The following is a 24,983-nucleotide window of genomic DNA, read 5'->3' as shown; positions in this document are numbered from 1 at the left end:
AAATAGTCAGCTCAAAGGCTGATTGGCATCAACAATTCGGAAGCGACTTTTCTCAGCATGTAGGTTTCGCGCAGAATTGACTGCCCCATCGAAGACTCGTGACGCTGCATGACGGCTTCATTGTGTGCGATGGCTTCATGCAGGTTGATCCAGACAGGCCGCATACCATTAGCGATTTCGTGGCTTTCCATTCTCACCGGCTCTAGCTGGGGCGCTACTTCGCATTGATAAAAATGCGAGGTCATGTGCATCAGATCGTACTGTGGCTTTTGGTAGGGCCGGTACTCCTCGATGTAACCGTAGTGCTGGAGCACCTGTATTTCACGAGCACCAGTCTCTTCCTCAAGCTCACGCTTCAGGCCTGCGACAATGTCCTCGTCACCATCAAGGCCGCCTCCAGGAAAGCTGAAATCGTTATAGCGCTCGGTGAACAGCAACAGGATCTGTTCACCCCGCATCACGATGCCGCGAGCTGCATGTCGACGGAATACTCTGCCCTGCTTGGATTTCAGCTCGGGGTGAACAATTTCAGTTATGAGTTGCATGTGGTCTCGTAGCGGCAAGATCAGTTAGTCATCGTCCAGGGTGGCCACGGTATTTCCTCAGTTCTGGAAATACTGTGGCCAGTGGAACTGGCTCAGCGAAGCAGCAATAAGGGTACAGTGGATGTACGCAGCATCGTCGTGGTCGTGCTGCCTATCAGAAACTGCCTGATGCGTGAGTGCCCGTACGCCCCCATGACCAAGAGGTCAATGCCGTGCTCTGCCTGATACGCATGCAGTGTGGACTCTACTTCGCCTGGGCGGATCTCGGAATGCACCAGCGAGCCGGAAGACGCAAGCGTGGTTCGTGCCTTCTCCAGCGCGTTCTGGTTGTCTTCAGAATCCGTTCCAACCATGACGATATGAATTGGCAGGCCTTCGCACAGCGGGCTTGAAGCAAGCATCTGTAAGGTCTTGTGGCCTGTTGCGCTGCCGTCAAATGCCACCATGACCGTTTCAGGTTTCCTGAAATGGCTGGTTGTAATCAGGGTGGGGCGGTGGATAGTTCGGACTATCGCTTCAATCTGGCTGCCAAGACTTTGGGCACTGCGCGTGCTGTCCTCACCGACTCTTCCAATCACCAGTAACCGAATATCGTCTTGGAGATCGCTCAGGCTCTCGACGAGATGGCCATGGCGCTGCTTCATATCAGGTGACATGGCGCCAGAGTGAACTGTTCGCTCGCGAGCTTTTTCAAGCATGTGCTGCCCATGCTCCAACGCCAGTTTTGCCCGCTGCGCATCCAGCATGGCCAACTCTTCCAGCAGATGTTCTCTGCTACCGAGACCGATATTGCCGCTGAGGTCAGCGGATGCAGGATATTTCTCCTTATCCAGCACATGAAGCAAGGTCAGGGGAGCGCTGAGTCGTTGCGAGGCCCATGCTGCGTAATCGCAGACCGCCAATGAGGATTGTGAGTTATCAATGCATGCCATTACGCGGGTCATTGTCGTTCTCCTTAGTGGCTCATGAGCTTGTCGATGGCACCGGGTTTGTCATGCACGCCGAAGCGGTCAACGATTGTCGCGCTGGCTTCATTGAGACCGAGCACTTCAACCTCAGCGCCTTCGCGTCGGAACTTGATCACGACCTTATCCAGCGCTGCGACGGCGGTGATATCCCAGAAATGCGCCTGTGTGAGATCGATGGTGACCTTGTTGAGCGCCTCCTTGAAGTCAAAAACCTCAGTGAACTTGTCCGCAGAGCTAAAGAACACCTGGCCCACGACGCGGTAAGTCCGATGCGATTTCGTCTCTTCAAGAGTGCTCTTGATATCCAGGTAGTGCCCGACCTTGTTTGCGAAGAACAGGGAGGCCAGCAGCACACCTACCAGTACGCCGTAAGCCAGATTGTGAGTGGCCACGACGACCACGACGGTCGCCACCATGACGAGGTTGGTCGACAGCGGATGCTCTTTCAGATTACGCAAGGAATCCCAGCTAAAGGTGCCGATGGACACCATGATCATCACAGCCACGAGTGCCGCCATAGGGATTTTGGAGAGCCACTCGCCAAGAAATACCACCATCAGCAGCAGGAAAACGCCGGCACACAATGTCGAGAGACGGGTGCGGCCACCAGATTTCACGTTGATGATCGACTGGCCGATCATGGCGCAACCTGCCATGCCGCCAAGCATGCCGGCAGCGATGTTGGCCACACCCTGGCCTTTGCACTCGCGGTTTTTGTTGCTGGTGGTGTCGGTAAGGTCGTCGACGATGGTCGCGGTCATCATTGATTCGAGTAGACCCACTACTGCCAACGCAGCCGAGTACGGGAAAATGATGCGCAGGGTTTCAAAATTCAGCGGAACTTCAGGCCAGAGGAAGATCGGGAGCGTATCAGGCAGTTGGCCCATGTCACCGACGGTGCGGATATCCAAACCGAGGTAAATGGCGATGACAGTCAGCGTCAGAATGCACACCAATGGAGAGGGAATCACCTTGCCGATTTTCGGTACATACGGGAACAGGTAGATGATTCCCAGGCCCGCAGCGGTCATGGCATAGACATGCCAGGTGACATTGGTCAGCTCAGGCAATTGCGCCATAAAAATCAGAATCGCTAATGCGTTTACGAAGCCGGTGACTACCGAGCGTGAAACAAAGCGCATCAACGAGCCGAGCTTCAGGTAGCCGGCAAGGATTTGAAGTACGCCACATAGTAGCGTCGCGGCCAGCAGGTACTGGAGTCCATGCTCTTTTACCAGCGTAACCATCAGCAGTGCCATGGCGCCTGTCGCCGCCGAGATCATTCCGGGGCGCCCGCCGACAAAGGCGATGACAGCACAGATACAGAAGGAGGCGTAGAGACCGACTTTGGGATCTACCCCGGCGATGATGGAAAAGGCGATGGCTTCCGGGATCAGCGCGAGTGCGACCACCAGCCCCGCGAGCACGTCGGCACGGACGTTGGAAAACCACGTTTGTCTAAGTTTTTGCAGCATATAAATATCCAAGGCAAAGCATCGCGCACGCCAAGGGAGTGGCGAGCGAATCGATACAAATTCAAATTTTGAGGATTTTTTGCTGTGTGCTTAAGGTGTAAAACCAGGCGTACAGCAGTGAGCACCCGCGAGCGAGGCTAGCGGAAGCAGGTTGTTGCGAGGGGGCGTAGCGCTAAGGCGGCGTAGGCTGCCAGTAGATCGTTTGGAGTACAGTCATGCTGATGTTCCTGTAGCTCAAGGGGTATGCGGAGCCGAAGTATACAATGAAGCCATCGTCGATTGCGACCCGCTGGCAGGCTCTGCATGACCTACGTCAGATACAGGCTTATTCAATGGGTATACCTGCGGGCAAGGCTTTGTTTTCCACCCGTTCTTGTCCGAGCTGGTCTGTGTGCTGAGGGGTGAGTTGGCCAGACGGTTACACCAGATGGAGCTTGGCTGGATATTCAGGCTCGCGTATCCAGCACGGACGTTACTCAGCTCTTCATTGGCATCTACGAATCCTCAGACTTTGCTCGGATTGAAGAGGCCTATGCAAAGCGACCTGGTGAGACTGTTTCCAGAGCCATTGCATGGGCGACTGACAGGGGCCGCACTCGCTTATGACCGGGCATCGGCGAGCTCAGTCGGCAGGTTAATAAGTGGATAACAGCAAAGATGACAACTGCTCAGGTCAGCGAACGAGTTGTCCATCGTTCTACTCCTCCTGTTTCATGCCGATTCGCTGGCTCATCTCTGAAGTGATGAGTTGCTTAGTTCTGGCCATGCCTGCCCAAGGATCATCGCCGGCAAGCTCATCCAGGCGCTCCTGAAGGTTGGTGATGTTCCACCTCGCTGCGGACTTGAGCTCGACGATCTCTTCTCGGTAAATCGGGACAGATACAGGTAGTCCTTCACGGGCTCGGGCCGCATAAACATTGACCGTCGTCGAGCCTTTAGCGTTTCGTAGGTAATCGATGAAGATCTTACCGATGCGGTTCTTCGGGCCAAGCACAGCGGAAAAGCGATCAGGGATGAGCTTGGCGATGTACCTCACCACAGTCTGGCTGAACGACTTCACCTCTTCCCATGAAGCCTTCGGCGTAAGCGGCACCATGATGTGGATACCCTTGCCACCGCTGGTTTTCAGGAACGACTGCAACCCCAGCTCATCCAACACCACTAGGGTCAGTTGTGTCGCCTCGACCATCGCCTTCCAGGGCAAAGCAGGATCTGGGTCGAGATCGAGTACGAAGCGATCTGGCTGATCAATGTGAGCTGTCGTGCCGTTCCAAGAATGCAGTTCGATGGTGCTCATCTGCACGGCGCCGACCAAGGCCTCGACGCTATCGATCACCATGCCTACTTTGCCTGCTTCAGCTTTCGGTACGGTCGTGATATTGGGTATTGCCAAGCGCTCAGCATTCTTCTGGAAGAACAGTTCGCCAGTGATGCCCTCAGGCGCTCGCACGAGCGCAACGGGCCGATCTTTGAGGTGAGGCAGGAGCCAAGATGAGACCTGGGCATAGTATTCGGCCAGATCGCGCTTCGTGAGGCCACTACTGGGGTCGATGACTCGCTCGGGGTGCGTAATCCTAACCTTACTGCTTGTTGGCTTGGTCGCCTCCGCCTTGGCAGATGTCGCCTTTTTTGGCGCGGGCGCCGGCTTCTCTTCCGTGATGTCTTTGGCGGGTTTGTCAGTGCGGAGGCCATGGAAGACGGCGTGCCGCACCACCCCATCTGAGGTAATCTCAGCGAACATGACCTCAGCCAGGAGCTCCGGCTTTAACCAGTGGATGCCCTTGATGTCGACACCCTTTGGCGGATTCGCCACCGGCACCTCCTTCTGCTCCAAGGGCTGCAGCTTCTTCAAGATGGTGGAGAGGGTCGACTCGGTGAACCCGGTGCCAACCTTGCCGGCGTACCGAAGCTCTCCGCTGTCCTTTTCAGTCAGGGCCAGCACCAGTGCCCCAAAGCCGCTTCGAGCACCCTTAGGATCGGTGTAGCCAACGATCACGAACTCCTGGCGATGCTTACACTTCAACTTGATCCAAGAGTCGCTGCGCCTCGATACGTAGGGGCTACCGGAGCGCTTCCCAATCAGGCCCTCCATCTTCATCTGGCACGCGCTGTTCATGAGTGCGTCCACGTCTTCGGTGAAGTCGTCGGAGAATCGGAGCAAGGGATTTTCGTTGCTGTCCATGATGTCCTTGAGAGCAGCTCGTCGCTGCTCTACAGGCACCAGGCGAAGGTCGGCGCCGTTGAGGTATGGAAGGTCAAACAGGTAGTAGATGATGCCCTGACTCTTGCCCGCGTCGAACGCGTTCTGCAGCAGCTGGAAATCGGGCACGCCGTCAGCATTCGGTACGATGATCTCGCCATCCAGCCAGGCGCTTTCCAGGCCAAGCTCCTTGATGGCTGCGGCCTGCTTCGGCAGCTTATCAGTCCAGTCATGACCATTGCGGGTGAACAGGCGCACGTCCTCAGCTTCGACTCGGCAGAGCATCCGATAGCCATCGAACTTGATCTCAAAGCGCCATTCACTTCCCTGGGGACTCGACTCGACGAGCGTGGCCAACTGCGGTGCGAGCTTCTCTGGAAGGTCTGCCGGCACGGCATGAGCCGTTCGAAGCGGCTCTGCTTTAGCTGCTGAATCAACGGACGCTGATGACTTGGATTTACCTCGTTTCTTGGGGATGAGGATACGGTCGCTTAGCACGCTGTTCGGTTGTTCCGCCACTACATCGAAGTCAGCCAGCGTTTTAGCCGACTCGTCCTGATGCTTGATGAGGAACCACTGCTCCTGCTTACCCTCGATGTTGGTTCGAACCAGGCTCCACAGGCCGGACAGCTTCTCCCCCTGAAGCTGAAATTTCAGGCGTCCCTTCTTATACGCCTCAGCTGGATCGCCTTGAGGAAGCCAGATACCACGATCCCAGACGATCACATCACCAGCACCGTAATGGCCTTCGGGAATGGTGCCTTCGAACGAGGCATAGTCCAGCGGGTGATCCTCCACGTGCACCGACAACCGCTTCACCTTCGGATCGAGGCAGGGCCCTTTGGGGATCGCCCAACTCTTCAACGTACCATCGAGCTCCAGGCGGAAGTCGTAATGCAACCGTGTGGCGTCATGCTTCTGTACGCAAAACTGGAGAGCCTGAATCGTCCGCGTCGACTGTTTACGAATTCCAGAAGGCTCAGGTGATGCGTCGAAATCTCGCATCCGGTTGTACTTTTCAAGGCTGGAGCCATTGGCATTGGTTGGTGCATCGGGCTCGATGACGGCCTTGTCCAAAATCATTTCAACTAGCTTGTCCAGGGTTTTGCGCTGAGCCTTTGCTTCAGCACTGAGGATCTGTACAGCCATGGTTTCGCGAAGATCCGGGAGTGCTTCGCCAGCTTCCAAAGCCTCCGCTTCTGTCAGCGCTCGTACCTGCGCAAGCACCTTGGGATGTGAGGCCGCGAACACCATGAATGCCAACATCGTGTCGTCCATCGCCAGGCTCCTCGTTTAATTGGCCTGCCCTTCTCGCAATGACTCAGATGGTTGGATACCTGCCTGATCAGGAATGTTCAGCTTGAAAGGGGGGCGTCGAGAATGTGTTTTAAGTACCACCGGACTTGTTGGTCTGAACTTTGCCATCTGTCATGGCTTCCCCTGCATACCGATCACGCAAATACACGGCTGCAGGAGCTGACGTTTATGAGAGCACTGACCTACCACGGAGCACACGACGTCAGGGTCGATAACGTTCCTGATCCCATCATCGAGCAAGAAGACGACATCATCCTCAGGGTCACCGCGACAGCTATTTGCGGCTCCGACTTGCACCTCTACCGAGGCAAAATCCCAGAAACCGAAGCCGGCGATATCTTCGGCCACGAGTTCATGGGCATCGTCGAGGACACCGGGAATGCAGTCACTGATCTCCAGATCGGCGACCGCGTGGTGATTCCCTTTGTGATCGCTTGCGGCAGCTGCTTCTTCTGTCAGCACGATCTGTTCGCTGCCTGCGAAACCACCAACACAGGTCGTGGCTCGATCATCAACAAGAAGGGCATTCCCCCGGGCGCCGCGCTGTTCGGATACAGCCATCTCTATGGCGGTATCCCTGGCGGCCAAGCGGATTACGTGAGGGTGCCCAAGGGTAACGTCGGCCCGTTCAGAGTGCCCACCGACCTGGCCGATGACAAGGTGCTGTTCCTCTCGGACATTCTGCCCACCGCTTGGCAGGCGGTCATCAATGCCGAGATTGGCCAGGGTTCATCGCTGGCGATCTACGGTGCCGGGCCGGTGGGCTTGCTGAGCGCCGCCTGTGCGCGAATGCTCGGGGCACAAACCATCTTCATGGTCGATGACAACGACTACCGCCTGGCCTACGCCCGCGAGGCTTACGGCGTCATACCGATCAATTTCGAGCAGGACGACGATCCAGCCGACAGCATCATCCGTCAGACACCAGGCATGCGCGGGGTCGATGCGGTGATCGACGCGGTAGGGTTCGAGGCCAAGGGCAGCACCGCCGAAACGGTGATGACGGCCCTGAAGATTGAAGGCAGCAGTGGCAAAGCATTGCGCCAGAGCATTGCTGCCGTGCGGCGTGGCGGCATCGTGAGTGTCCCCGGAGTATACGCGGGCTTCATTCACGGGTTCATGTTCGGCGACGCGTTCGACAAGGGCCTTACCTTCAAGATGGGCCAAACCCACGTTCAGAAATATCTACCTGAGCTGCTGGAACACATCGAAGCAGGACGTCTACAACCGGAATTGATCGTCACACACCGCTTAGCCCTCGAAGAGGCAGCCATGGGCTACAAGATGTTCGATCAGAAGCAGGACAACTGCCGAAAGGTCATCCTCGTGCCAGGCGCGGCAGCGGGCACCTTGGGCCCTGACTTCGTGTAAAGGAGACAAGCACATGAACGGTCTCGCCAGCTACTTCTGGATTGCCGTGGCAGCAATCCTTTTACTCATCGATCTGTGGGCCATCGTCAGCGTCTTCCGGAGCGACAAGTCAGATGCAGTCAAAGCGGCCTGGGCCCTGCTGATCGTCGCGCTACCACTGGTTGGCCTGGGGATCTGGGGCGTTGCTGGCCCACGCGGCATCAAGCGAGGTACCGGGCCCACTTCCGACGAGCACAGCAAAGGCTGACATTTCCCAGCGCCACTTACAGGGGTTTCAACATGATCGATCAAGCGACAGGCATGAAATCAGGCGAACGCTATCGCGTGGAAAACGTGGAGCGCGCTCATCAGTTCCCCGGCTTCTTTCAAGACGGGAAGTATTATCTCGGCCCTGAGCTTCTTACCGCCGTGGGCTGGCTCGAAGGTACGCGCTTCATCTACGACAGCCTGAATGCCGAAGGTGAGCCCGTATTTCCAAACCGGGAGGCAGGCACGGTCGAAGGGCTGACGTTGATTCTGGTCGACGGCACCTCCCTTGAGCTCTCGCGGATCGAGGCCAGCGACCCCATTGCACCCCTTGACCCCAGCGCCTCGGCTGCGAAACGAGAAGCGCCTGACCGTGGCGCTCCGCTCAAAGGGCCTCTGTGCGGCAAGGTCGTGGTCATCACTGGCGCTTCCAGCGGTATAGGTCGAGCCGCCGCCCATGCCTTTGCATGCAAAGGTGCTCGCCTGGTACTCGCCGCACGCGATGAAGAGGCGTTGTTCGACGTCCTCGATGAATGCACCGATTGCGGTACGGATGCCATAGCGATCACGACCGACGTCACCCACAGCGACCAGGTTCAAGCGCTGGCCGCTCAGGCTGCAGACTTTGGCCAAGGACGGATCGATATCTGGGTCAACAATGCGGGGGTCGGCGCGGTCGGCAACTTTGAAGAAACGCCGTTGGAGGCGCACGAGCAGGTCATCCAGACCGACCTGATCGGTTACCTGCGAGGTGCCTACGTCGCCCTTCCCCTCTTCAAGGCGCAGGGTAGCGGCATTCTGATCAACACGCTGTCGCTGGGCAGCTGGGTGGCTCAACCCTATGCAGCCGCTTATTCAGCGAGCAAGTTCGGCTTACGTGGGCTGACCGAGGCGTTGCGGGGCGAATTGACTGAATTCCCCAACATCCACGTCTGCGATATCTATCCAGCAGTCATGGACACACCAGGCTTCCGAGACGGCGGCAACTACACCGGGCATGCACTGACACCGCCAGGCCCCGTATACGATCCCGAAATGGTGGCGAAGGCTATGGTGGCCTGCGCAATCTCGCCTCGTGCTCACACCACGGTTGGCGCTGCGGCGCGCCTCGCGCATTTGGCCAGCTACCTGATACCAGGGCTGCCTCTGTTGTCAGGAAGGCTGTCGCGCTGGGGGATAAATCGCAGCCCCATAGCCGAAACATCGTCAGGCAACCTCTTTGAGCCTCCGAGTGGCAGGAGGGGTATCGACGGAGGTTGGAGGAAGCCAAAAGATAAAACGCCCCTGCTGATCGGCGCAGCGGCGCTGGGAATCCTTGTGGGTTTTAGCCTCACACATTCACGACGCAGGGATAGATAGAGAAGGTCTGCTTACAGAGGAATGAGCGTGGTTTCATTGCGAGATCACGTTCGATCCCTACTTTGCTAACGAGCTCGTGGGATTAACATGGCGATAGTCCTCCCCTGCTACCGCTCTCAGGTAAGCAGCGTCAGCCTCCAGACGAAGATCGCGCCATTCCTGCCAGCAGATAATCCCTCGACGATCCATCTCATCGGCCTGGCGAAGCAGTTCCTCGTGATAGTCGTCAGGCGAGTCCATGCGCAATGCCCTGTCTTTAAGTACCCGATACCAAACCGCCAAACAATTGAGCTTCAGCAATTGGGCGGCAGACAGGTTTTTCTCGAGCGTTCGCATCAGGAGGCCTCATACGCTGATGGAGGGTTGAGTCATCCTTGCTCCCAGAGGTTCAGCAGAGCGGTGTCAGCGGCATGGATGCGTCCCGAGGATCGCCCCCGCTATAGATCCGCTCACGGATGCGAATTGATGGTACTGACTCAAGTTGGAGTGAATTTCTTGAACGCTCGCGATGTCGTAGTGATGGCGCGCTGCTACGTCTTGCTGGAAGTAAGCAAGCAGACCTGGATGTCCCTCCCGTCCTGCAGCCGCATATCCGAGTACCCGTATGAAAGAGCTGCTTTCCGCTGCGAAGATAATTCGCCCAACTGTTCTTATCGTTGAGGACGAACCCATGATTCGAGAGCTTTTGACCTTGTACCTGGAAGAATGGGGGGCCATGGTGACAGCGGTGGCGACTGCCGATGACGGCAATGAGGCGTTGAGGAAGCAAGATTGGACGCTGCTGATAACGGATGTACAAACGCCCGGTTTACTCAATGGGGTTGATCTTGCCTGCATGGCAAGCCAGCAAAAACCTCAGACGCGCATCATTGTCATGAGCGGATACTACGAATTTGCAGGGAGAGTGTTGCCGCCAGGTGCGGAGTTCCTTCCTAAGCCGTGGCCAATCACCCAGCTCCAAGAACTGCTTTGCGCTCAGCTTAACCACGCCGAGGGGGCTGGAAGGTCGGCGTCTGCAAAGCTTGATCCTTTCCAAACGTTCGCGAACAAAGCTTAAGGACACCACACACGCCTGCACCGGTTCTTTCGCGCAACCTGTCGGCCTCGGCTAAAACCCTCGGAGTAAACACCCCGCGCCCCGACGTCCGAGTTGAACACAGACTTTCCTGTGTGACGACATGAGGTGAAAGATCATGGCTAACAACCAAACCCATCGTGGCCATCAAGGTGGTACTGCTCAGAACAATCCTGGCAATTTTGCCAATGATCGCGAGAAAGCGTCGGAGGCAGGTCGCAAAGGCGGGCAGAGTTCAGGCGGCAATTTTGCCAACGACCGTGAGCGTGCCTCCGAGGCAGGCCGTAAAGGCGGGCAAAGCAGCCACGGCGGCGGTCGCGGTAGCGAAAACCGCTAACTGGCGGTGATTCAGTGCCAGGGCAATAGCTGCCCTGGCACCTTTCTGTTGAATAGCCATCAGGAAACCCTCTCCTTCCACGCTTCGTATCTGGCAAGTAGCGGCTGAACGCTCAATCCATGTAGCAGAATGCTCAACGCCACCACTGACAGCACCAGGTTGATGCTCTGCGCGGCCAAGGCGGGAAGCAGCCCATGATTGAGGGCATAGAACAGGTAGTAGAAGCTGCCGATACCTCGGATGCCAAACCAACCCAAAAGCCCTCGCTGCCGGACATTAAGCATTCCCCTAACCGGAAACAGGAGGACGCTCAAGGGTCGCATCAGCAGGAACAGCGCTCCGGCGACCGGCAATGCCCGCCAGACCCAATGCTCAATCAGCACTACCCCTAGCATGGTGACGAGGAAAACTTCCATTGCCCGTTCGATCAAGCTGCCGAATGCCAACATGTCACCCAACATGATCCCCGCAGCCACCTGCGAGTCATCGAGCCCTTCCACATCACCTTTGACAGCCTGCTCCGGCGCGACATGCTGGTGTCCTACCACAGGCTGTACCAGATGTTCTGCAGCTGGATCTTCGGGGCTATTTGAGGTCTGAACCTCGGCCTGGCGCAAACCGAGGCCCGCAGCGAAAACCGCGAGAAACCCATAGGCCTGAATAGTCTCGGCGCTCACATAAGCCAGCGCGATCAGGGCAAGGGCGAGATAGTCGTTGGGCGACACGGTGCTGTCGTCATTGCGCAAACGCAAGAAAAGCGTGAACTTGCCCAAGCCACGCCCCATCCAGTAGCCCAGCAGCAGACCTGCAGTGACTGCCCACAGCATGTCCTTGAGGAGCCAGCTAGAGAACCAGGCTTGCCCGGTATCCTGTTGCAGGAACAGGCCGAGGATGACGAAGGGAAAAGCCACTCCATCGTTAAGCCCTGCCTCACCGGACAGGCTGAAACGGACAGGATCATCGTCCTGGGCATCAACCACCTGTACCAGGGTTGCCAGCACCGGGTCTGTGGGTGCCAGGATAGCTCCAATCAGAACGGACACTCCCCACCCCAGGCTGAGGCCGTAATGCAGCACCAGCGTTACCCCACCGATGCAGAGCAACATCACCGGCCCCGCCAGATAGAAAGCGCTCAACCAGCTGCGGTTGCGCAAGGGCAAGCGCAACTTCAGGCCACTGAAGAACAGCGAAAACAACACCGCGACTTCGGTGAGGTGCTCCATCCAGCCACTCGACTTGCTCAAGTCGAGCTGTAGGAAACCCAGGCCCGATGTTCCCAGAGCCATACCTAACCCAAGGCACACAACGGATGTTGTAACGGGAATCCAGCGCAGGTACGAGGATGAAAGCGAGAGCAGCAGGAGCACTGCACCCAGCATGGCGAACCAGACGATGAAGGTCATCTGCGCAGAAGCCTTGGGAGAATTTTCGATTACTTTTTGACTTTCTGGCTAAACACGTCGTTCCGCTGCACTTATTGCGTTCGTCCATCATCACGGCGAAATGTAAAAAAAGATTTCAGCGCTCCTCTGCTGTCAAAACCGATAGGTCGCATTGGAGTTACCGTCATGAAATTCGCCCAGTTCTGCCAATGGCTCGCCAACCACGCCGGTAAGCCGAGCACCTTCTTGATCGCCGTGGTGTTGATTGCCATGTGGGCTGCATCAGGCCCCTGGTTTCACTACAACGACACGTGGCAACTCATCGTTAATACGTCGACCACCATTATCACATTCCTGATGGTTTTCCTGATCCAGAATACCCAGAACCGGGACAACGACATCATCCACGTGAAGCTCGACGAGCTTATCCGTGCTACGAAATCAGCAGAGCAGTCGGTGCTCGATCTTGAAGCGCTCGACAATCGAGAGATCCATAAACTTCGCAAGGAATATCAGGCGATGGGCAGCCACTGCGAGACGCCCCACCAAATGTCTAGCGAGCAGCGGGCGGACGATGCAGATCGAGACAACCTGCAGCGCTAAAGAGCGTTATGGTCGGACGATGCGGGCAGAGCTGGCGGAACACTTGCAGAGCTGAGCGCCTGGTTGATAGCTTCAGCGAGCTCGTCAATTGACCATGGTTTGAACAGGTAAGTGACAGGTGGGGTGACCTGCGATGGATCAAGCTGGTAACCAGAGGTCAGGATGGCGGGCAGCCCAGGCCACCTTTCGTGGGCCATGGAGATGAACTCCATGCCTTTGATACTTCCAGGAACACCGTGATCGACAACGATCAACGAACAGTCGCTCTTGAGCGCCATCAAGTGAATCAAGGCGTCTTCGGCGTTATCGAACGTATCGCACGCAGCGCCCAACTCAATCAGGATATCCACCAGCAGGGTTTGAAGCGTTGGATCATCTTCCACGACAACTACTGTCTTCCCTAACAGCGACAAACCCTCGATGTCGAGCTTCATCACCCTCTCCAGTCCATAATTGATTTTTCGAGTGTTCCACTCATCTGGACGCGTGTCGACGGAGGCTAATGGCCATTATTCGCTCAATGGCTGCCAGACACAGACAAATAGACAAGTGCTTCTCGCATGAAAATCTCCACCGTCTTAGGGCCTATACCCTCGAAGCTTAGCAGCCAGCGCTTGAAGCCCTCACAACCTGGATCGTCCCGCAGCGCCTCAAGTTGAACATCCAATTCCGCGTCGGCCTTCTTACCAAGGGCATGCAATCGTCGGGCAGTGGATTCATCGTATCGCGCATACCCAGCCTGCCCGAGCAGCCTCACAAGGGTCGCATGTGTAGCCTGCGAAAGCTTATACGGCGTATCTAGTCCCTGCTCATCGGCAAGCATCCGGTATGCCCTCATGGCGACTGTAGATCGGATGCGCTTGCCCATGAGAAAGCTGGCCAGCAACCACCTGAACACTCCCCCGACATCCGTCACTTCGATGCCGAGGTCAGAGGCAGTTACGGTCTTCAACCTTCACTACGGCGCGGGTCAGCAGATCGGGGGTAGGTGCGCTCCTCTTCGATAGTGCCATCCGCCTTATGGATCTTCACCGATGCCGTCTTGCCATCGAAGAAATCTGCGAGGGCGCTGACCAATTCATGCTTAGTCGCCGCTCGCTTGGAGGCGCGTTCAGCACCGGCTTTCTTCAATTCCCATCCATTTGCTGTAGGGCTGAGGTGGTAGTTGTCCATCGTGTGCTCCTCCTAGCTTAAAGGGATTGGCCGTCATCCTCGATGTCTTCCTCTGCCTCGGCTGCCTCAGTGGCATCAGCGTCATTCAAAGGAGGCGACGTGGGCTTTTCCGGATCATTAATGAAAGGTAAGTCGCTTGGGCCTTTCTCTTCAGAGCCTTCGGTTTTAGGCTGCATGGCAACACCTCCAGGCACGTTGACGGAATGCAGGTCTCAGGCCCCTTAGGTAGCACCTGAGAATTTGCCGACATCGATAGGTTGCGGAACGAATTCGGGGCCCTCGCCAGCCACCCTCCACTTCACCTTGGCAACGCCATAACGCTCAGCCATCGGGCGACTGACCAGCTTGATGTTCTGCTGACTGAATCGCGGGATGATGCCAACACCGGCATCGCAACTGGCCCAGTGCCACGCGACGCCGTTGTCCATCTTCTCCAGACGGATGATGAATGTCCGAGGCTCACCGTGAAGCTCGTACTCAATGACATAGAGTTGCTGTCCGACCACCAGAATTCCCTCCCTAGCTCATGCGATATTGAGCAAGCACGGGAGAAAAAAATTCCATCGAAATCGCTTGTGGGTAAGGCATGCTTGCGATTCGGGCTATGTGTCTTGTGTACCTGTAAGGAATTCGAACAAGGTCTCAGCGCAGCCCGTAATCCCCCCCAGAAGCACCATCTCGAAGCCATGGGTATTTTCGGTCGGTATCGCAATGCAACCGGCCCGGGCATCGATCCCCGCACTCAATACCGCACTTGCATCCGACGCAAAATCGACGAGCAATGCCGCCTGCGGCTCATAACCGGCCTTTCGGCCAGCGGCGATCAGGCCCTGCACCACGGTGCGGCTGTAGTATCCCTTCTGGTCGCCGGTATTGATGATCGGGTTGGCCGAAAGCTCCGTGCCATATTCCTCAAGTACAGGGCCGACCTCGACCGCGATTGTGGTGTCGCCGGGCAGCCGGGAAGCTGCGTACATGGCGCCGGCATTCCACTCTTCCTCCAGCGTCGTAAGCACGAACCAGACGTCCTGCTTCAGTTTTTCTCGCCGTTCGTTCAGCAGCTTCGCGCAGAGAATGACAGCGCTCAGCGGAGCTCGGTCGTCGAGGAAGTGAGCCGCAATACAGTCATGTACCTTGAAAGGCTTACGCCAGTGCTGGCTGAGCACGACTCGAGTACCAGGCCGAACGCCCAGCTCCTGAAGTTCCGACTTGCTCTTGCGCGTGACGATGTAGACATCTTTCCACTGAACATTGCCTGCCAGCACGTCTCTTCCATTCGAAGTCCGACCGCTGTTGTGCATTGAGCCGTAGGATAAAACACCAGGCAGGATGTGTTCATCGCCCAGGATATCGACAGGGCAGACGCCGAAGCTTATCGGTTGTGAACCCCCTAGAGCGAGCACCTCCAGGGTGCCGTTCTCCAGCACATTCTTGACGATCATCGCGATCTCATCGAGGTGGGCCATAACGCGTATGGCTGCCTCTGGGCTACCAGCGCGGCCACCACGAATGACCCCCACCACGTTGCCAGCAGGGTCGATGTGCGTGTCATCACAGAATAGGCGCAGCTCGCGCAGACAAATGGCCCGTACTTCATCTTCTTTTCCGCCCGGCCCTCGGGCATTAAGGAGCTCGGTCAGTACTGCCTCAATCTTCAAAACGTTACCTCCATGTTTGCACGCAAACGTGTTCAGGCCAGCTGAATGTAAACCGAGTAGCTACCCAATAACACCCAGAACACCAGAAAGATCCATGGCGTCCGTAGCGAGAACAGCAATGACTTTCGATGCCCTGCACGCGAGGTTTCCGCCTCACAGAACAGCGGCGACTCGTCGTAAGCCAACCCCATCAACGGCTCGCTGCGCAGCAGATGGCTCTGCTTGAGCTGCCAGTGATCGATGATGTTGTATGCCGCCCGGATGCCAGGCCAGGCGTTGAGCGAGCTCAGCACCCCGAGCAAGGCGAGGAAAGCGGGTACGATCAGGGTGAACATCTCGCCCCATCCTTGATTGAGGTTCCCCATGGAGGAGACGAAGGCGATGACCAGGAACGACTGGGCCGCTAGGTACGCATCCGTGCGGTTGGCCAGGATGCTGGTTTCGTACTGGATCTCACGCCGGTAAAAATCCAGGCGCTCCTTGGGAGAGCCAAACATCCTGGCATTGTGCTCGCTGATCTCGTGCTCAGGGGTCGCGGGGGTAATGATTCGAGGCACTCGCTACTCCGGGAATTGGGCTCCGAGCGAAGAGATGAGCCTGGAGCTGAGTTCGGTAGAACAGGCGATGGGGCATGGAATTCAATTGAATTGATATCCCGCACCGCTCGTCGTACCAACCGCAGATTGAAACCAACACGAGCAGGTCGGGCCTTTCGAACCGGTATGAACGTTCTCAACTGCAGGAGCTTCTACCATGCGAGACTTCCCTACCCCGCCCTTCCCTTCGCAGCCTCAAGATGTCCCCGGCTCACAGCGCAGGATGGAGCCCTACCCGGATTGTGGCGAGCAGTCGTATACCGGCCACAATCGACTCGAAGGCAAGATTGCACTCATCACCGGAGCAGACAGCGGCATCGGGCGGGCAGTCGCGATTGCCTATGCCCGTGAAGGCGCCGACGTCGCCATCGCTTATCTGAATGAGCATGAAGACGCGCAAGAAACCGCGCGCTGGGTTGAGTCCGCAGGCCGTCAATGCCTGCTGTTGCCCGGAGACCTGGCGCAGAAACAGCACTGCTACGACATCGTCGAAAAGACAGTCACCCAGTTCGGGCGTATCGACATCTTGGTCAACAACGCGGCGTTCCAGATGTCCCACGAGACCTTGGAAGAAATCGACGATGACGAATGGGTGAAGACCTTCGATACCAACATCACCGCCATCTTCAGGATCTGCCAGGCGGCTCTGCCTTCCATGCCCAAGGGAAGCTCAATCATCAATACGAGCTCGGTCAATTCCGATGATCCATCTCCCAGCCTGCTGGCCTATGCCACGACCAAAGGAGCCATTGCCAACTTCACTGCTGGCTTGGCTCAGTTGCTAGCCAAGAAAGGCATCAGGGTCAACAGCGTCGCGCCAGGCCCTATCTGGACGCCTTTGATTCCCGCAACCATGCCGGACGAGGCCGTCAAGAACTTTGGTTCCAGCTACCCGATGGGGCGCCCGGGGCAGCCGGTCGAAGTCGCGCCGATCTACGTGCTGCTGGGCTCCGACGAGGCCAGCTACATCAGTGGCTCACGTTACGCAGTGACTGGCGGTAAACCGATCCTTTAGCGAAAAGAGGCTCGCCGAGTAGGCGAGCCTCAAACCCTTTTCGTGGGCAGTTTCAGCGTTTTTGCTGATCGTGATCACGGGCCGTTTTTTGCGCCGTGGAGTCGTGGGCTGTCCCCGTTGATCCGTCCGGACGATGAGCATCGTTGTCTCGCTCCTCTTCCCCATGCGGCCTCGTCTGCGCACCTGCCTTTTGCCTATCGCTCTCTTTCTTCATCATGCTCTCCTACCTTGTCTTTGAATAAAAAGAAGCCAATGTACGAGGGAAAGTTCAGGTCAGGTTCACTCCTCGAGATAGCCGGGCATTAGATGCGATGAACCAAATACCCGAGCATCGCGTCCACCGCAAAACAAGCGAGTCGACTCTGAAATGGAAAACGACCCTGTACTAGCCGCTCTCGGCTACCTCAAAAACAACAAACTGATTTTGAGCACAGCAGAATCGTGCACTGCGGGCTGCCTTGTGGCTTTGTTGGCGGCGGTACCGGGTACCGGAGAGGTGCTGGAAAGCGGCTATGTTGTCTACTCGCCCAGCGCCAAGAAGCGCTTGCTGGGCGTCAGCGCCGAAACCATCGAACGATATGGCCTGACCAGCGAAGCAGTAGCTTGGGAAATGGCCCTTGGCGCCTTGAGAGACAGCGATGCGAACGTGGTGATCGCCACCACCGGGATAGCCGGGCCGGCACCCGAATCCGGGATACCACCGGGGACGATGTGCTTTGCGTGGGCTTTCGCCGGCGAGCCAATTGCCGTGTTCACGCGCACTCAGCGTTTCTTCGGCGAGCGATCTGAAGTTATGCGCCAAGGCGCCCTTTTCGGGTTGACCCGGCTTTCCCACTATCACCAGCGCTGGTTACGCGGCGAGCGCGCCTGAGGGCTGTGATCATGTCGGAAGATGAACTGCTATCCAGGCGTCACCCTGTTCATGAAGATATACCGATGCAGCAGCGCGTCTGGCGCTTCGAGCGCGTGGGCTGGTACGTGCTCGTGGCCATCGTATTGCTTGCCTTGGCAGGCCTGTTCGGTAATGGCCCGTTGAGCGATGCCGAGGTGGTGAGCCAGGATGGCCGGGTACGGGTTGAGTACCAGCGCCTCAGCCGAAGCGGCACGACAGACAGTCTATTCATCACCGTTCAGGGTATCCCTGGTCAGCCGGTGGAAGTGCAAATCGAGGGATCATTGCTCCGTGACGCCAGTATCGAGACGTTGCAACCGGAGCCACAACAGTCGATGTCGCATGGCCAGGCCCTGCTGTTCCAATTGGGTACTAAAGAAGATGGGGTCGCCACCTTGTACTTGACCCTTCGAAGTGAGCACGTAGGCACTCTGGAAGGCAGCGTCAGGGCTGGCCCTGAAAGCGTCGTTCACTTCTCCACATTTCTTTACCCCTAGGAGTGCGTCATGGATTCGATCCTCCGCGCAGCCGGAATGTATGTCGCCCTCATGCTGCTGTTTCGCGTGGCCGGGCGGCGCTCGCTGGCCGATTTGACGACCTTCGACTTCGTGTTGTTGCTGATCATCGGGGAAGCCACCCAGCAGGCGCTTCTGGGTGACGATTTTTCATTCACCAATGCCATGCTGGTGATCGCCACGCTGATCGTACTGGACGTCGGCCTTTCACTCGCAAAGCTGAACTCCAAGCCCTTGGCCCGACTTCTGGACGGGCACGCTACCCTGGTTGTTGAGAATGGGCGCTTTCTGCATCACCGCATGCGTCGGGCACGACTCACGGAGGACGATATCCTCGAGTCAGCACGAGACAGCCAAGGCATCGAAAAAATTGAGCAAGTGAAGTTCGCTATCGTCGAACGCAATGGAAAGATTTCAATCATTCCTGCCGAGTAAGACAACAGGCTGCCAGTGGTAGAACCCATGTCTGTTTAGAGTGCCAATATCGCCTGGCTATGGTCGATGGTAGGGATGGGCATCAGTTCGCGCCGAGATACCAGCCAGGCCCGCATCCGCTCGGTATCAAAAATCTGACCCTCTTCCATCATCACCAGTATGAGCGCTTGGGACATTCGGTAACAGCCGCATTGAGAACAGTGTCGCTCTTCCCAGCCACCGGTGCATTCAACGGACTCAGCTTGCCCCGCGCAAATCAGACAACTCATCTAAGCCCCCTTTTGTTCTTGTTCCCTGCAGGGTAAATGCGAGGCAACGAAGCTCCCTTGTATCTCGCTTTAAATGAGATATCCATGCCAATTCTAAATTCCCTCTATTTACGCAGCGCTCACATAAGACGAACCAGACGCCAGATAGCCCTGTCGGAATCAGAACACGTGATCTCGAAGGCATGCTGATGGAAAGAGAACCGGTAGAAGCTCAACAGGGTGCACCTCAACGAGATGAGGGCGGATGGTTGCCCTTGGAGCAGTATGGTGCGCTCGGCGATGGGCGTTCCGTGGCACTGATTGGCCTGGACGGTTCCATCGACTGGTGGTGTGTGCCGCACATGGATTCACCACCCCTATTCGACAAGCTGCTGGCCCCTGAAACAGGAGGCTTCTTTTCCATTACCCCTAGCGAGCCGTTCGTTGCTGAGCGCCGCTACTTAGCAGACAGCAACGTCCTTGAGACAATTTTCATCACCAGTCAGGGTCGTGCCCGGCTGACGGAATCCTTGAACAGCGGGCCAGCCGGACGCCTGCCTTGGGCCGAACTCGCCAGGCGCATTGAGTGTGTCGAGGGTGCGGTCGATTTCGAGTTAGCCATCGACTTCGGAACCCAAGCCGACACGGTAAGCCCCTACGTGGCGCCGAATGACAATGCCTGCGTTTTTCATGCGGGGCGAATACTCGGCATGTTCCTGCACGACCATCATGTGCACATCGAACGCAAAGACGACATGGGCGTCCGTGCTGTCCTTAGCCTTGCAGCAGGACAACGCTCAGTGGTCGCAATCATCGCAGGACGAGATGAGCCCCTGGTCGTACCCCCATTGGCCTTGATCGATGAACGCGTCGACGGCTCGCATCGGGAGTGGTGCCAGTGGTCGAAGGGGCTGGTCTACGACGGCCCGTACAAGACCCAGGTAGTCCGCAATGCGCTGGCCCTCAAGCTTCTGCTGTCCTCTCCAAGCGGCTCGATCATGGCGGCAGCGACCTCATCCCTTCCCGAACGGATTGGCGGCCGTAATAACTACGACTACCGCTTCTCCTGGATACGCGATGCCGGCTACACCATCGAAGCGTTTCTGGGCATCGGCGCACAGCCAGAAGCCAAGGCTGCATTCACTTGGCTACTGCGCCGGTTGGAGGAACATGGGCCACGGGTGTTTTATACCCTGGACGGTGCAATCGGTCATTGCGTGCGCCCGGTCGACCTGCCTGGCTATAAGAACTCCCCTCCAGTCGTTGGCAATGACGCCCGCGACCAACTTCAACACGGGGTGTTCGGCGATATCTTCGAAACAGCGCGATGCTTCATCGACAGCGGCAACATTCTTGATTCCCCGAGCGCCATGCTCCTCTCGGGCCTTGCCGACCAGTGCGCCGACTGTTGGCGTCAGCAGGATGCCGGTATATGGGAGTTGCCGGAAAAGCAGCATTACACGATGTCCAAGATCAGTTGCTGGCAAGCCTTGAGCCGGGCCATCGAACTGGCAGATGGTGGCCACCTTCCCACCACCTGCCGTGAACGCTGGGATCGCGAGCGACAGCGCATCCAGGCATGGATCGAGGCGCACTGCTGGAGCGAAGAACGCCAAGCCTATGTGTTCTATCCAGACAGCGAGCGACTGGACGCTTCACTGGCACTGGCCGTCAGGTTTGGCTACCCCAGCAAGGAACGTCTGCGGAGCACGCTGCAAGCCATTGATCATGATCTGGGGGCCGGCGCTTTCCATTATCGCTACACCGATGCACAGAAAGAGGAAGGTTGCTTCCTGGCCTGTACGTTCTGGCTTATCGAAGCCTGGGCCATTCTAGGTAACCAGGATCGCGCCGACGCCGCCTATGCAGATGCTTTGAAAGGGCTATCACACGGTGTAGGCATCTACTCGGAGATGATCGATCCGCAGACTGGACAGTATCTGGGCAACCTTCCGCAGGGCCTGACTCACCTGGCAGCCCTCAAGGCCGCAATGGCAATTGGTGGTTCCCATCCTGAACGATGACGCCAAACATCATCTGCGTTGAACCGTCTCGCTTGGCGGCTACTCAACCACAGGCAAGTTCTCCATTCTTTCAATCCGTGATGAGGTAACGCCATGAACGCTATCGACTTACTGATTCAAGACCACAAGCTGGTGAAGAGGCTGCTCGAAGAGCTGTCGACCACCAGCGAGCGAGCGGTGAAAAAGCGGGCCGATCTACTCCACAGGATCGAGCAGGAGCTGCAGATTCACACCGCGCTCGAAGAAGAAATTCTCTATCCGGCCATCAAGGAAGCGGGTGGCAAGGAAGAAGCGAAAATGTACTACGAGGCCAAGGAGGAACACCGGACTGTCGATTCCCTCGTCCTACCCGACCTCCTGCATACCGAAACCGGCACCGTCGAATTCGCCGGGAGAGTCAAGGTCATGAAAGAGTTGCTGGAGCATCACATCGAGGAAGAAGAAGGCGAGCTCTTCCCCACGGCGAAGAAGCTGCTCAGCAAGGACACCCTCGAGGAGCTTGGGCAAACAATGGAAATGCAGAAAAAGATGCTCAAAGGCGAGCGCCGAGCCGCTTAGTGGAGCCATCACCTGCCAGCTCTTTAGAAGCTGGCAGGTGATCAGCTTCAGATACCCATTATCAGTTGGAAGGTTTCATGGAATATTGGATTGGGTTACTCGAATGGCCCGCCATGGTGATGACCGTGCTGGCAGCTTGGTGCATCGGTTCGCGCCGTCCTGGTAGAAGGAAGGTAGGATTCTGCTGTTTCATCGCAAGCAACCTGCTGTGGGCTGTGTGGGGCTGGCAAGCACATGCCTGGGCTCTGATCATCCTACAGTTCTGCCTCTGCGCCATGAACCTGCGAGGGTGGCGCAAGAACACGCAACTGGAAATCGCCGGGTGATAACGCCCTGACAAGCCGGTGAAGGCTAGTTTAAAGCATGCAGGTCTCCCTTCTCGCCAAGCTTCCTTCCCTGGAAGCAGAGAGAGCGGATCACGCAGCAGGCTTGAGCACCACTTTCGTCCAGCCATCATCCCGCGCATCGAAGTGCTTGTATGCATCCGGGCCTTCGGCCAATCTCAAGCGATGAGAGATGATCTGCGAGGGCTTGGCGCGCCCATGATGGATGAGTTCTGCCAGGCGGCGATTGTAGGCCTTCACATTCGCCTGGCCTGTCCGGATCTGTTGGCCCTTGAACCAGAACGCACCGAAGTCGAAGGCCATTTTGCCCTCCTTCGCCAGTTCGTTTTTCGCTCCAGGATCTTCTGGCACGAACACACCCACCACGCCGATGCCGCCTGTGGCCTTGGTTGAAGCGACCAGGTTGTTCATGGTGAGGTAATTCGCTTCATGCCCATGCTTGTCGCAGCACTGGTAGCCCACGCACTCACAGCCCCGGTCGGTGCCTTTGCCATGGGTCAGGTTCATGATCTCTTCCACGGCCTTCTGCTCGACTGCGTTGATTGGGGTTGCCCCCAGCTGCGCGGCAAGTTGCAGACGATCCGGCTGGTTGTCGATGACGAACACCTGAGATGCGCCTTTGATGATTGCCGAATGAGCCGCCATCAGGCCGACAGGCCCTGCGCCGTAAATCGCAATGCTCTCACCAGGAAGTAGCCCGGCCAGTTCAGTTGCATGCCAACCGGTGGGAAAAATGTCCGAGAGCATGACGTAGTCGTCCTCACGCTCCTCGGCATCTTCCGGCAATACCAAGCAATTGAAATCGGCATACGGGACGCGCAGCAATTCGGCTTGACCGCCTTGATATGGCCCCATCTCTGCGAAACCATAAGCGGCGCCGGCAGCACCAGGATTGGCTGTAAGGCAGAATCCGGTGAGCCCCTTTTCACAGTTTTCGCAGAACCCGCAGCCGATATTGAACGGCAGGCAGACCCTGTCACCGACCTTGACCCGGTCAACCCCCTCACCGACTTCAATTACCTCACCGAGGTTCTCATGGCCAAATACACGTCCGACCTCAAACGAGGTACGGCCTTCGTACATGTGCAAGTCAGAACCGCAGATGTTGGTAGTGGTAATGCGCACCAACACATCCGTAGGTTTCTCGATTTTTGCGTCCGGTACATCCTTGACCGCGACGTCCCGTGGGCCGTTGTACACGATTGCTTTCATGCTGAACTCCCAAAATTAGGGGCGGCAGAAATCCGCCCTACTCTGTTCAGGCGAACTGGTGAGCCAATATGTTCAGCGAGGTAGCGGTGGGCTCAGACCGGTGGCGCTAAATGCTGTCGCTCCCATACTTATAGGAAGGCCCAGACCGGCAACGAGTGGTCAGCCGCCGATCTTGTTCCAATGTCAATGGCCGAGCCTCTCGACTCATGCTTTCTGCCAAGTTGACCCTGGCATATCAATGCTTAACCGAGGAATTCTCTCGCGCATCATGACTTGCCCAATCGCAGACCACATAGCGACTGCTCAGCGTTTGCACTACCAGATACCCATGGATCTCTTCAGAGGCCATGATTAAGGAGGTTCGAATAGGGTCACCATCATCGAACCGCTTCTCACGATCACAGAACACGATGCCCTTCAGAAAGAGCTCTCCGGAGCCGTATTCAACTGATGACAGAAAAGCTGTGATCTCCCAACCAAAATCGATCTGCATCGCTTTGGTCACGCTGCTGGGCATAGCAGCCAAAGGTGTGTCGACGATCTTGGATGAGGAAAGCGGTGTCCTGCGTCTGACCATGTGAAACCTCATGTGTTGGCGCCCCCTATCTCGCCAGCTTCGCTGCGAGAAGAACGGTAACTCTATGTGCCGGCGAGTAACAGGCGAATGAGTGTGCGCATGATAACCTCGGGCCAGGTTCAACCAAGGAGCGCCCTACTTGAGCAATCCACCTGTTTCTGGCTACTACGAAACTCTTCTGAAAGCTCCTGTCTTCTCCGCCGACCCCATCGGTCGCCGGCAGAGTCAGCGCTGGCAACTGATCGTTCATGACATCCACCACAGCACCTCTGTAGATGATCTGCGTGAAGCTCGGGGCAAAGCTGAAGGCTACATTCGAGGACTTGTAGATGCTGGACACCTCTCCCACGACCGTATCCGGGATTACACAATCCTGAGTAGCATTCACCGACGTCGAACACTGCTGTCGGAAGCCTGATCGAAGCATCGTTCATCCAGCGCACGGAGGCGTCTGGCTACGTTGTTTGAATCATCTCCGCAATGAGCGCTCGTAAGCTCGCCCTTCCCAATCCCCGCTTGAACGACGTCAGTACAAACCGTCCCTTCTCCGTCGTGATCACCCAGTAACGCCCTACCTTCTTCAGATGATCGATGCGGGACGTCTGCAGAATGTGCCCATCCGCGCGTTGCTCAAACTGCCCTGGCTCGGTGTGACCGAAAACGATGCCGACCGCGCACTCCGAAGAAATGAAGACATCGCTCAAGTAGGCGGTGACAGGTGGCGAGTACCTGTAAGCCATCGCTCTCATGATCCGCTTGAGCTGGAAATCCGACAGGCTCTTGCAGTGGTACTCAATGTTGATCTCAGCTGACATCAGCTCTTCCTTTTTCAAATCTGACATTGTCCGCACCTGCAGG

30 protein-coding genes are annotated in these 24,983 nt (G+C 56.8%); 14 read left to right on the top strand and 16 right to left on the bottom strand.

The features are described from left to right. Positions 1–11 precede the first annotated feature (11 nt). From ACW4TB_RS14315 to ligD, 4 genes are all read right to left on the bottom strand, one after another. Entirely contained in the window at positions 12–545 is a 534-nt protein-coding gene (locus ACW4TB_RS14315; RefSeq protein ID WP_009684099.1) for an NUDIX hydrolase, read from the bottom strand. A gap of 92 nt (positions 546–637) precedes the next feature. Beyond that, positions 638–1,489: a universal stress protein gene (locus ACW4TB_RS14310; protein ID WP_012316922.1), complete on the bottom strand. Its 852-nt coding sequence runs from the start codon at positions 1,487–1,489 to the stop codon at positions 638–640. A gap of 11 nt (positions 1,490–1,500) precedes the next feature. Further along, positions 1,501–2,988 (bottom strand): SulP family inorganic anion transporter, encoded by a 1,488-nt coding sequence (locus tag ACW4TB_RS14305; protein ID WP_455828367.1) that lies wholly within the window; start codon positions 2,986–2,988, stop codon positions 1,501–1,503. Between the two features lie 697 nt (positions 2,989–3,685). Continuing rightward, on the bottom strand, positions 3,686–6,466 hold the full coding sequence (gene ligD / locus ACW4TB_RS14300; RefSeq protein ID WP_023662656.1) for a DNA ligase D: 2,781 nt from the start codon (positions 6,464–6,466) through the stop codon (positions 3,686–3,688). A gap of 207 nt (positions 6,467–6,673) precedes the next feature. Here ligD and ACW4TB_RS14295 point away from each other — a divergent pair, with 207 nt between their 5' ends. Genes ACW4TB_RS14295 through ACW4TB_RS14285 form a run of 3 tightly spaced genes read left to right on the top strand, consistent with a single transcriptional unit; the run spans position 6,674 to position 9,481 of the window. Beyond that, positions 6,674–7,876, top strand: a complete 1,203-nt coding sequence (locus ACW4TB_RS14295) for a zinc-dependent alcohol dehydrogenase (RefSeq protein WP_023662655.1) — start codon at positions 6,674–6,676, stop codon at positions 7,874–7,876. 13 nt (positions 7,877–7,889) lie between these two features. Further along, the gene (locus tag ACW4TB_RS14290) at positions 7,890–8,123 is read left to right on the top strand and encodes a PLD nuclease N-terminal domain-containing protein (RefSeq protein ID WP_014859183.1); all 234 of its coding nucleotides are present in this window, start codon (positions 7,890–7,892) and stop codon (positions 8,121–8,123) included. A 32-nt stretch (positions 8,124–8,155) separates the two neighbouring features. Beyond that, complete coding sequence (locus ACW4TB_RS14285) at positions 8,156–9,481, top strand: SDR family oxidoreductase (RefSeq protein ID WP_023662654.1); 1,326 nt, start codon at positions 8,156–8,158, stop codon at positions 9,479–9,481. Between the two features lie 57 nt (positions 9,482–9,538). On the opposite strand, the gene ACW4TB_RS14280 is transcribed toward ACW4TB_RS14285, so the two are convergent. Then, on the bottom strand, positions 9,539–9,817 hold the full coding sequence (locus tag ACW4TB_RS14280; RefSeq protein ID WP_023662653.1) for a hypothetical protein: 279 nt from the start codon (positions 9,815–9,817) through the stop codon (positions 9,539–9,541). A 268-nt stretch (positions 9,818–10,085) separates the two neighbouring features. Between ACW4TB_RS14280 and ACW4TB_RS14275 the strand changes: the two genes are divergently transcribed. Together ACW4TB_RS14275 and ACW4TB_RS14270 are read left to right on the top strand one after the other, a co-directional pair. Beyond that, the gene (locus tag ACW4TB_RS14275; protein ID WP_023662652.1) at positions 10,086–10,538 is read left to right on the top strand and encodes a response regulator; all 453 of its coding nucleotides are present in this window, start codon (positions 10,086–10,088) and stop codon (positions 10,536–10,538) included. Positions 10,539–10,674: 136 nt separating this feature from the next. Next, a complete protein-coding gene (locus ACW4TB_RS14270; protein ID WP_128637320.1) occupies positions 10,675–10,893 on the top strand; it encodes a con-10 family general stress protein in 219 nt (72 codons plus the stop codon). Positions 10,894–10,952: 59 nt separating this feature from the next. Here the strand turns inward: ACW4TB_RS14270 and ACW4TB_RS14265 are convergent, their stop codons facing one another. Then, positions 10,953–12,296 (bottom strand): cation:proton antiporter, encoded by a 1,344-nt coding sequence (locus ACW4TB_RS14265; RefSeq protein WP_023662650.1) that lies wholly within the window; start codon positions 12,294–12,296, stop codon positions 10,953–10,955. 165 nt (positions 12,297–12,461) lie between these two features. Between ACW4TB_RS14265 and ACW4TB_RS14260 the strand changes: the two genes are divergently transcribed. Then, positions 12,462–12,878, top strand: coding sequence for a low affinity iron permease family protein (locus ACW4TB_RS14260; protein ID WP_023662649.1), 417 nt, complete (start codon positions 12,462–12,464; stop codon positions 12,876–12,878). On the opposite strand, the gene ACW4TB_RS14255 is transcribed toward ACW4TB_RS14260, so the two are convergent. The 7 genes from ACW4TB_RS14255 to ACW4TB_RS14225 all read right to left on the bottom strand — a co-directional run bounded on the left by ACW4TB_RS14255 (position 12,875) and on the right by ACW4TB_RS14225 (position 16,266). After that, a complete protein-coding gene (locus tag ACW4TB_RS14255; RefSeq protein ID WP_023662648.1) occupies positions 12,875–13,312 on the bottom strand; it encodes a response regulator in 438 nt (145 codons plus the stop codon). The two genes, ACW4TB_RS14260 and ACW4TB_RS14255, sit on opposite strands and share 4 nt — an antisense overlap. Before the next feature lie 83 nt (positions 13,313–13,395). Continuing rightward, positions 13,396–13,830, bottom strand: coding sequence for an HhH-GDP family DNA glycosylase (locus tag ACW4TB_RS14250; protein WP_023662647.1), 435 nt, complete (start codon positions 13,828–13,830; stop codon positions 13,396–13,398). Continuing rightward, on the bottom strand, positions 13,827–14,051 hold the full coding sequence (locus ACW4TB_RS14245; RefSeq protein WP_031325469.1) for a DUF2188 domain-containing protein: 225 nt from the start codon (positions 14,049–14,051) through the stop codon (positions 13,827–13,829). The genes ACW4TB_RS14250 and ACW4TB_RS14245 overlap by 4 nt, the downstream gene beginning before the upstream one ends. Before the next feature lie 17 nt (positions 14,052–14,068). Then, on the bottom strand, positions 14,069–14,227 hold the full coding sequence (locus ACW4TB_RS14240; RefSeq protein ID WP_014859190.1) for a hypothetical protein: 159 nt from the start codon (positions 14,225–14,227) through the stop codon (positions 14,069–14,071). 45 nt (positions 14,228–14,272) lie between these two features. After that, positions 14,273–14,557: a DUF6555 family protein gene (locus tag ACW4TB_RS14235; RefSeq protein ID WP_023662646.1), complete on the bottom strand. Its 285-nt coding sequence runs from the start codon at positions 14,555–14,557 to the stop codon at positions 14,273–14,275. 96 nt (positions 14,558–14,653) lie between these two features. Next, positions 14,654–15,709, bottom strand: a complete 1,056-nt coding sequence (locus ACW4TB_RS14230; protein WP_023662645.1) for a zinc-binding metallopeptidase family protein — start codon at positions 15,707–15,709, stop codon at positions 14,654–14,656. Between the two features lie 32 nt (positions 15,710–15,741). Beyond that, positions 15,742–16,266: a hypothetical protein gene (locus ACW4TB_RS14225; RefSeq protein ID WP_004573937.1), complete on the bottom strand. Its 525-nt coding sequence runs from the start codon at positions 16,264–16,266 to the stop codon at positions 15,742–15,744. A gap of 196 nt (positions 16,267–16,462) precedes the next feature. On the opposite strand from ACW4TB_RS14225, the gene ACW4TB_RS14220 reads away from it, so the two are divergent. The 7 genes from ACW4TB_RS14220 to ACW4TB_RS14190 all read left to right on the top strand — a co-directional run bounded on the left by ACW4TB_RS14220 (position 16,463) and on the right by ACW4TB_RS14190 (position 22,318). Then, positions 16,463–17,320, top strand: a complete 858-nt coding sequence (locus tag ACW4TB_RS14220) for a glucose 1-dehydrogenase (RefSeq protein ID WP_023662644.1) — start codon at positions 16,463–16,465, stop codon at positions 17,318–17,320. A gap of 367 nt (positions 17,321–17,687) precedes the next feature. Next, positions 17,688–18,191 carry a CinA family protein gene (locus ACW4TB_RS14215; protein WP_023662643.1) on the top strand — a complete coding sequence of 168 codons (504 nt, stop codon included), beginning with the start codon at positions 17,688–17,690 and terminating at the stop codon, positions 18,189–18,191. Positions 18,192–18,256: 65 nt separating this feature from the next. Then, positions 18,257–18,709, top strand: coding sequence for a hypothetical protein (locus ACW4TB_RS14210; protein ID WP_128637318.1), 453 nt, complete (start codon positions 18,257–18,259; stop codon positions 18,707–18,709). A 9-nt stretch (positions 18,710–18,718) separates the two neighbouring features. Further along, positions 18,719–19,162, top strand: coding sequence for a DUF421 domain-containing protein (locus ACW4TB_RS14205; RefSeq protein ID WP_023662641.1), 444 nt, complete (start codon positions 18,719–18,721; stop codon positions 19,160–19,162). 457 nt (positions 19,163–19,619) lie between these two features. Further along, the gene (locus tag ACW4TB_RS14200) at positions 19,620–21,434 is read left to right on the top strand and encodes a glycoside hydrolase family 15 protein (protein WP_164842906.1); all 1,815 of its coding nucleotides are present in this window, start codon (positions 19,620–19,622) and stop codon (positions 21,432–21,434) included. Between the two features lie 93 nt (positions 21,435–21,527). Next, positions 21,528–21,992: a hemerythrin domain-containing protein gene (locus tag ACW4TB_RS14195; protein WP_023662638.1), complete on the top strand. Its 465-nt coding sequence runs from the start codon at positions 21,528–21,530 to the stop codon at positions 21,990–21,992. A gap of 77 nt (positions 21,993–22,069) precedes the next feature. Beyond that, positions 22,070–22,318 carry a hypothetical protein gene (locus ACW4TB_RS14190; protein ID WP_169774830.1) on the top strand — a complete coding sequence of 83 codons (249 nt, stop codon included), beginning with the start codon at positions 22,070–22,072 and terminating at the stop codon, positions 22,316–22,318. A 90-nt stretch (positions 22,319–22,408) separates the two neighbouring features. On the opposite strand, the gene ACW4TB_RS14185 is transcribed toward ACW4TB_RS14190, so the two are convergent. Then, positions 22,409–23,548 carry a glutathione-independent formaldehyde dehydrogenase gene (locus ACW4TB_RS14185; protein ID WP_023662637.1) on the bottom strand — a complete coding sequence of 380 codons (1,140 nt, stop codon included), beginning with the start codon at positions 23,546–23,548 and terminating at the stop codon, positions 22,409–22,411. A 235-nt stretch (positions 23,549–23,783) separates the two neighbouring features. Further along, positions 23,784–24,125: a hypothetical protein gene (locus ACW4TB_RS14180; RefSeq protein ID WP_023662636.1), complete on the bottom strand. Its 342-nt coding sequence runs from the start codon at positions 24,123–24,125 to the stop codon at positions 23,784–23,786. 139 nt (positions 24,126–24,264) lie between these two features. On the opposite strand from ACW4TB_RS14180, the gene ACW4TB_RS14175 reads away from it, so the two are divergent. After that, on the top strand, positions 24,265–24,543 hold the full coding sequence (locus tag ACW4TB_RS14175) for a hypothetical protein (protein WP_128637316.1): 279 nt from the start codon (positions 24,265–24,267) through the stop codon (positions 24,541–24,543). Positions 24,544–24,580: 37 nt separating this feature from the next. Here ACW4TB_RS14175 and ACW4TB_RS14170 read toward each other — a convergent pair whose 3' ends face one another. Further along, positions 24,581–24,967, bottom strand: coding sequence for a hypothetical protein (locus tag ACW4TB_RS14170; protein WP_023662634.1), 387 nt, complete (start codon positions 24,965–24,967; stop codon positions 24,581–24,583). Positions 24,968–24,983: the final 16 nt, after the last annotated feature.

This window comes from Lelliottia jeotgali (assembly GCF_977070485.1).
Note: the sequence above shows the minus strand (reverse complement) of the source record. Positions and strands in the feature narration are given on the sequence as shown.

What these genes read in the sequence shown, in the direction of transcription:
- ACW4TB_RS14315 (WP_009684099.1), bottom strand. Translation starts at nt 545, where the DNA reads ATGCAACTCATAACTGAAATTGTTCACCCCGAGCTGAAATCCAAGCAG.
- ACW4TB_RS14310 (WP_012316922.1), bottom strand. Translation starts at nt 1,489, where the DNA reads ATGACCCGCGTAATGGCATGCATTGATAACTCACAATCCTCATTGGCG.
- ACW4TB_RS14305 (WP_455828367.1), bottom strand. Translation starts at nt 2,988, where the DNA reads ATGCTGCAAAAACTTAGACAAACGTGGTTTTCCAACGTCCGTGCCGAC.
- ligD (WP_023662656.1), bottom strand. Translation starts at nt 6,466, where the DNA reads ATGGACGACACGATGTTGGCATTCATGGTGTTCGCGGCCTCACATCCC.
- ACW4TB_RS14295 (WP_023662655.1), top strand. Translation starts at nt 6,674, where the DNA reads ATGAGAGCACTGACCTACCACGGAGCACACGACGTCAGGGTCGATAAC.
- ACW4TB_RS14290 (WP_014859183.1), top strand. Translation starts at nt 7,890, where the DNA reads ATGAACGGTCTCGCCAGCTACTTCTGGATTGCCGTGGCAGCAATCCTT.
- ACW4TB_RS14285 (WP_023662654.1), top strand. Translation starts at nt 8,156, where the DNA reads ATGATCGATCAAGCGACAGGCATGAAATCAGGCGAACGCTATCGCGTG.
- ACW4TB_RS14280 (WP_023662653.1), bottom strand. Translation starts at nt 9,817, where the DNA reads ATGCGAACGCTCGAGAAAAACCTGTCTGCCGCCCAATTGCTGAAGCTC.
- ACW4TB_RS14275 (WP_023662652.1), top strand. Translation starts at nt 10,086, where the DNA reads ATGAAAGAGCTGCTTTCCGCTGCGAAGATAATTCGCCCAACTGTTCTT.
- ACW4TB_RS14270 (WP_128637320.1), top strand. Translation starts at nt 10,675, where the DNA reads ATGGCTAACAACCAAACCCATCGTGGCCATCAAGGTGGTACTGCTCAG.
- ACW4TB_RS14265 (WP_023662650.1), bottom strand. Translation starts at nt 12,296, where the DNA reads ATGACCTTCATCGTCTGGTTCGCCATGCTGGGTGCAGTGCTCCTGCTG.
- ACW4TB_RS14260 (WP_023662649.1), top strand. Translation starts at nt 12,462, where the DNA reads ATGAAATTCGCCCAGTTCTGCCAATGGCTCGCCAACCACGCCGGTAAG.
- ACW4TB_RS14255 (WP_023662648.1), bottom strand. Translation starts at nt 13,312, where the DNA reads ATGAAGCTCGACATCGAGGGTTTGTCGCTGTTAGGGAAGACAGTAGTT.
- ACW4TB_RS14245 (WP_031325469.1), bottom strand. Translation starts at nt 14,051, where the DNA reads ATGGACAACTACCACCTCAGCCCTACAGCAAATGGATGGGAATTGAAG.
- ACW4TB_RS14240 (WP_014859190.1), bottom strand. Translation starts at nt 14,227, where the DNA reads ATGCAGCCTAAAACCGAAGGCTCTGAAGAGAAAGGCCCAAGCGACTTA.
- ACW4TB_RS14220 (WP_023662644.1), top strand. Translation starts at nt 16,463, where the DNA reads ATGCGAGACTTCCCTACCCCGCCCTTCCCTTCGCAGCCTCAAGATGTC.
- ACW4TB_RS14215 (WP_023662643.1), top strand. Translation starts at nt 17,688, where the DNA reads ATGGAAAACGACCCTGTACTAGCCGCTCTCGGCTACCTCAAAAACAAC.
- ACW4TB_RS14210 (WP_128637318.1), top strand. Translation starts at nt 18,257, where the DNA reads ATGCAGCAGCGCGTCTGGCGCTTCGAGCGCGTGGGCTGGTACGTGCTC.
- ACW4TB_RS14205 (WP_023662641.1), top strand. Translation starts at nt 18,719, where the DNA reads ATGGATTCGATCCTCCGCGCAGCCGGAATGTATGTCGCCCTCATGCTG.
- ACW4TB_RS14200 (WP_164842906.1), top strand. Translation starts at nt 19,620, where the DNA reads ATGGAAAGAGAACCGGTAGAAGCTCAACAGGGTGCACCTCAACGAGAT.
- ACW4TB_RS14195 (WP_023662638.1), top strand. Translation starts at nt 21,528, where the DNA reads ATGAACGCTATCGACTTACTGATTCAAGACCACAAGCTGGTGAAGAGG.
- ACW4TB_RS14190 (WP_169774830.1), top strand. Translation starts at nt 22,070, where the DNA reads ATGGAATATTGGATTGGGTTACTCGAATGGCCCGCCATGGTGATGACC.
- ACW4TB_RS14185 (WP_023662637.1), bottom strand. Translation starts at nt 23,548, where the DNA reads ATGAAAGCAATCGTGTACAACGGCCCACGGGACGTCGCGGTCAAGGAT.
- ACW4TB_RS14180 (WP_023662636.1), bottom strand. Translation starts at nt 24,125, where the DNA reads ATGGTCAGACGCAGGACACCGCTTTCCTCATCCAAGATCGTCGACACA.
- ACW4TB_RS14170 (WP_023662634.1), bottom strand. Translation starts at nt 24,967, where the DNA reads ATGTCAGATTTGAAAAAGGAAGAGCTGATGTCAGCTGAGATCAACATT.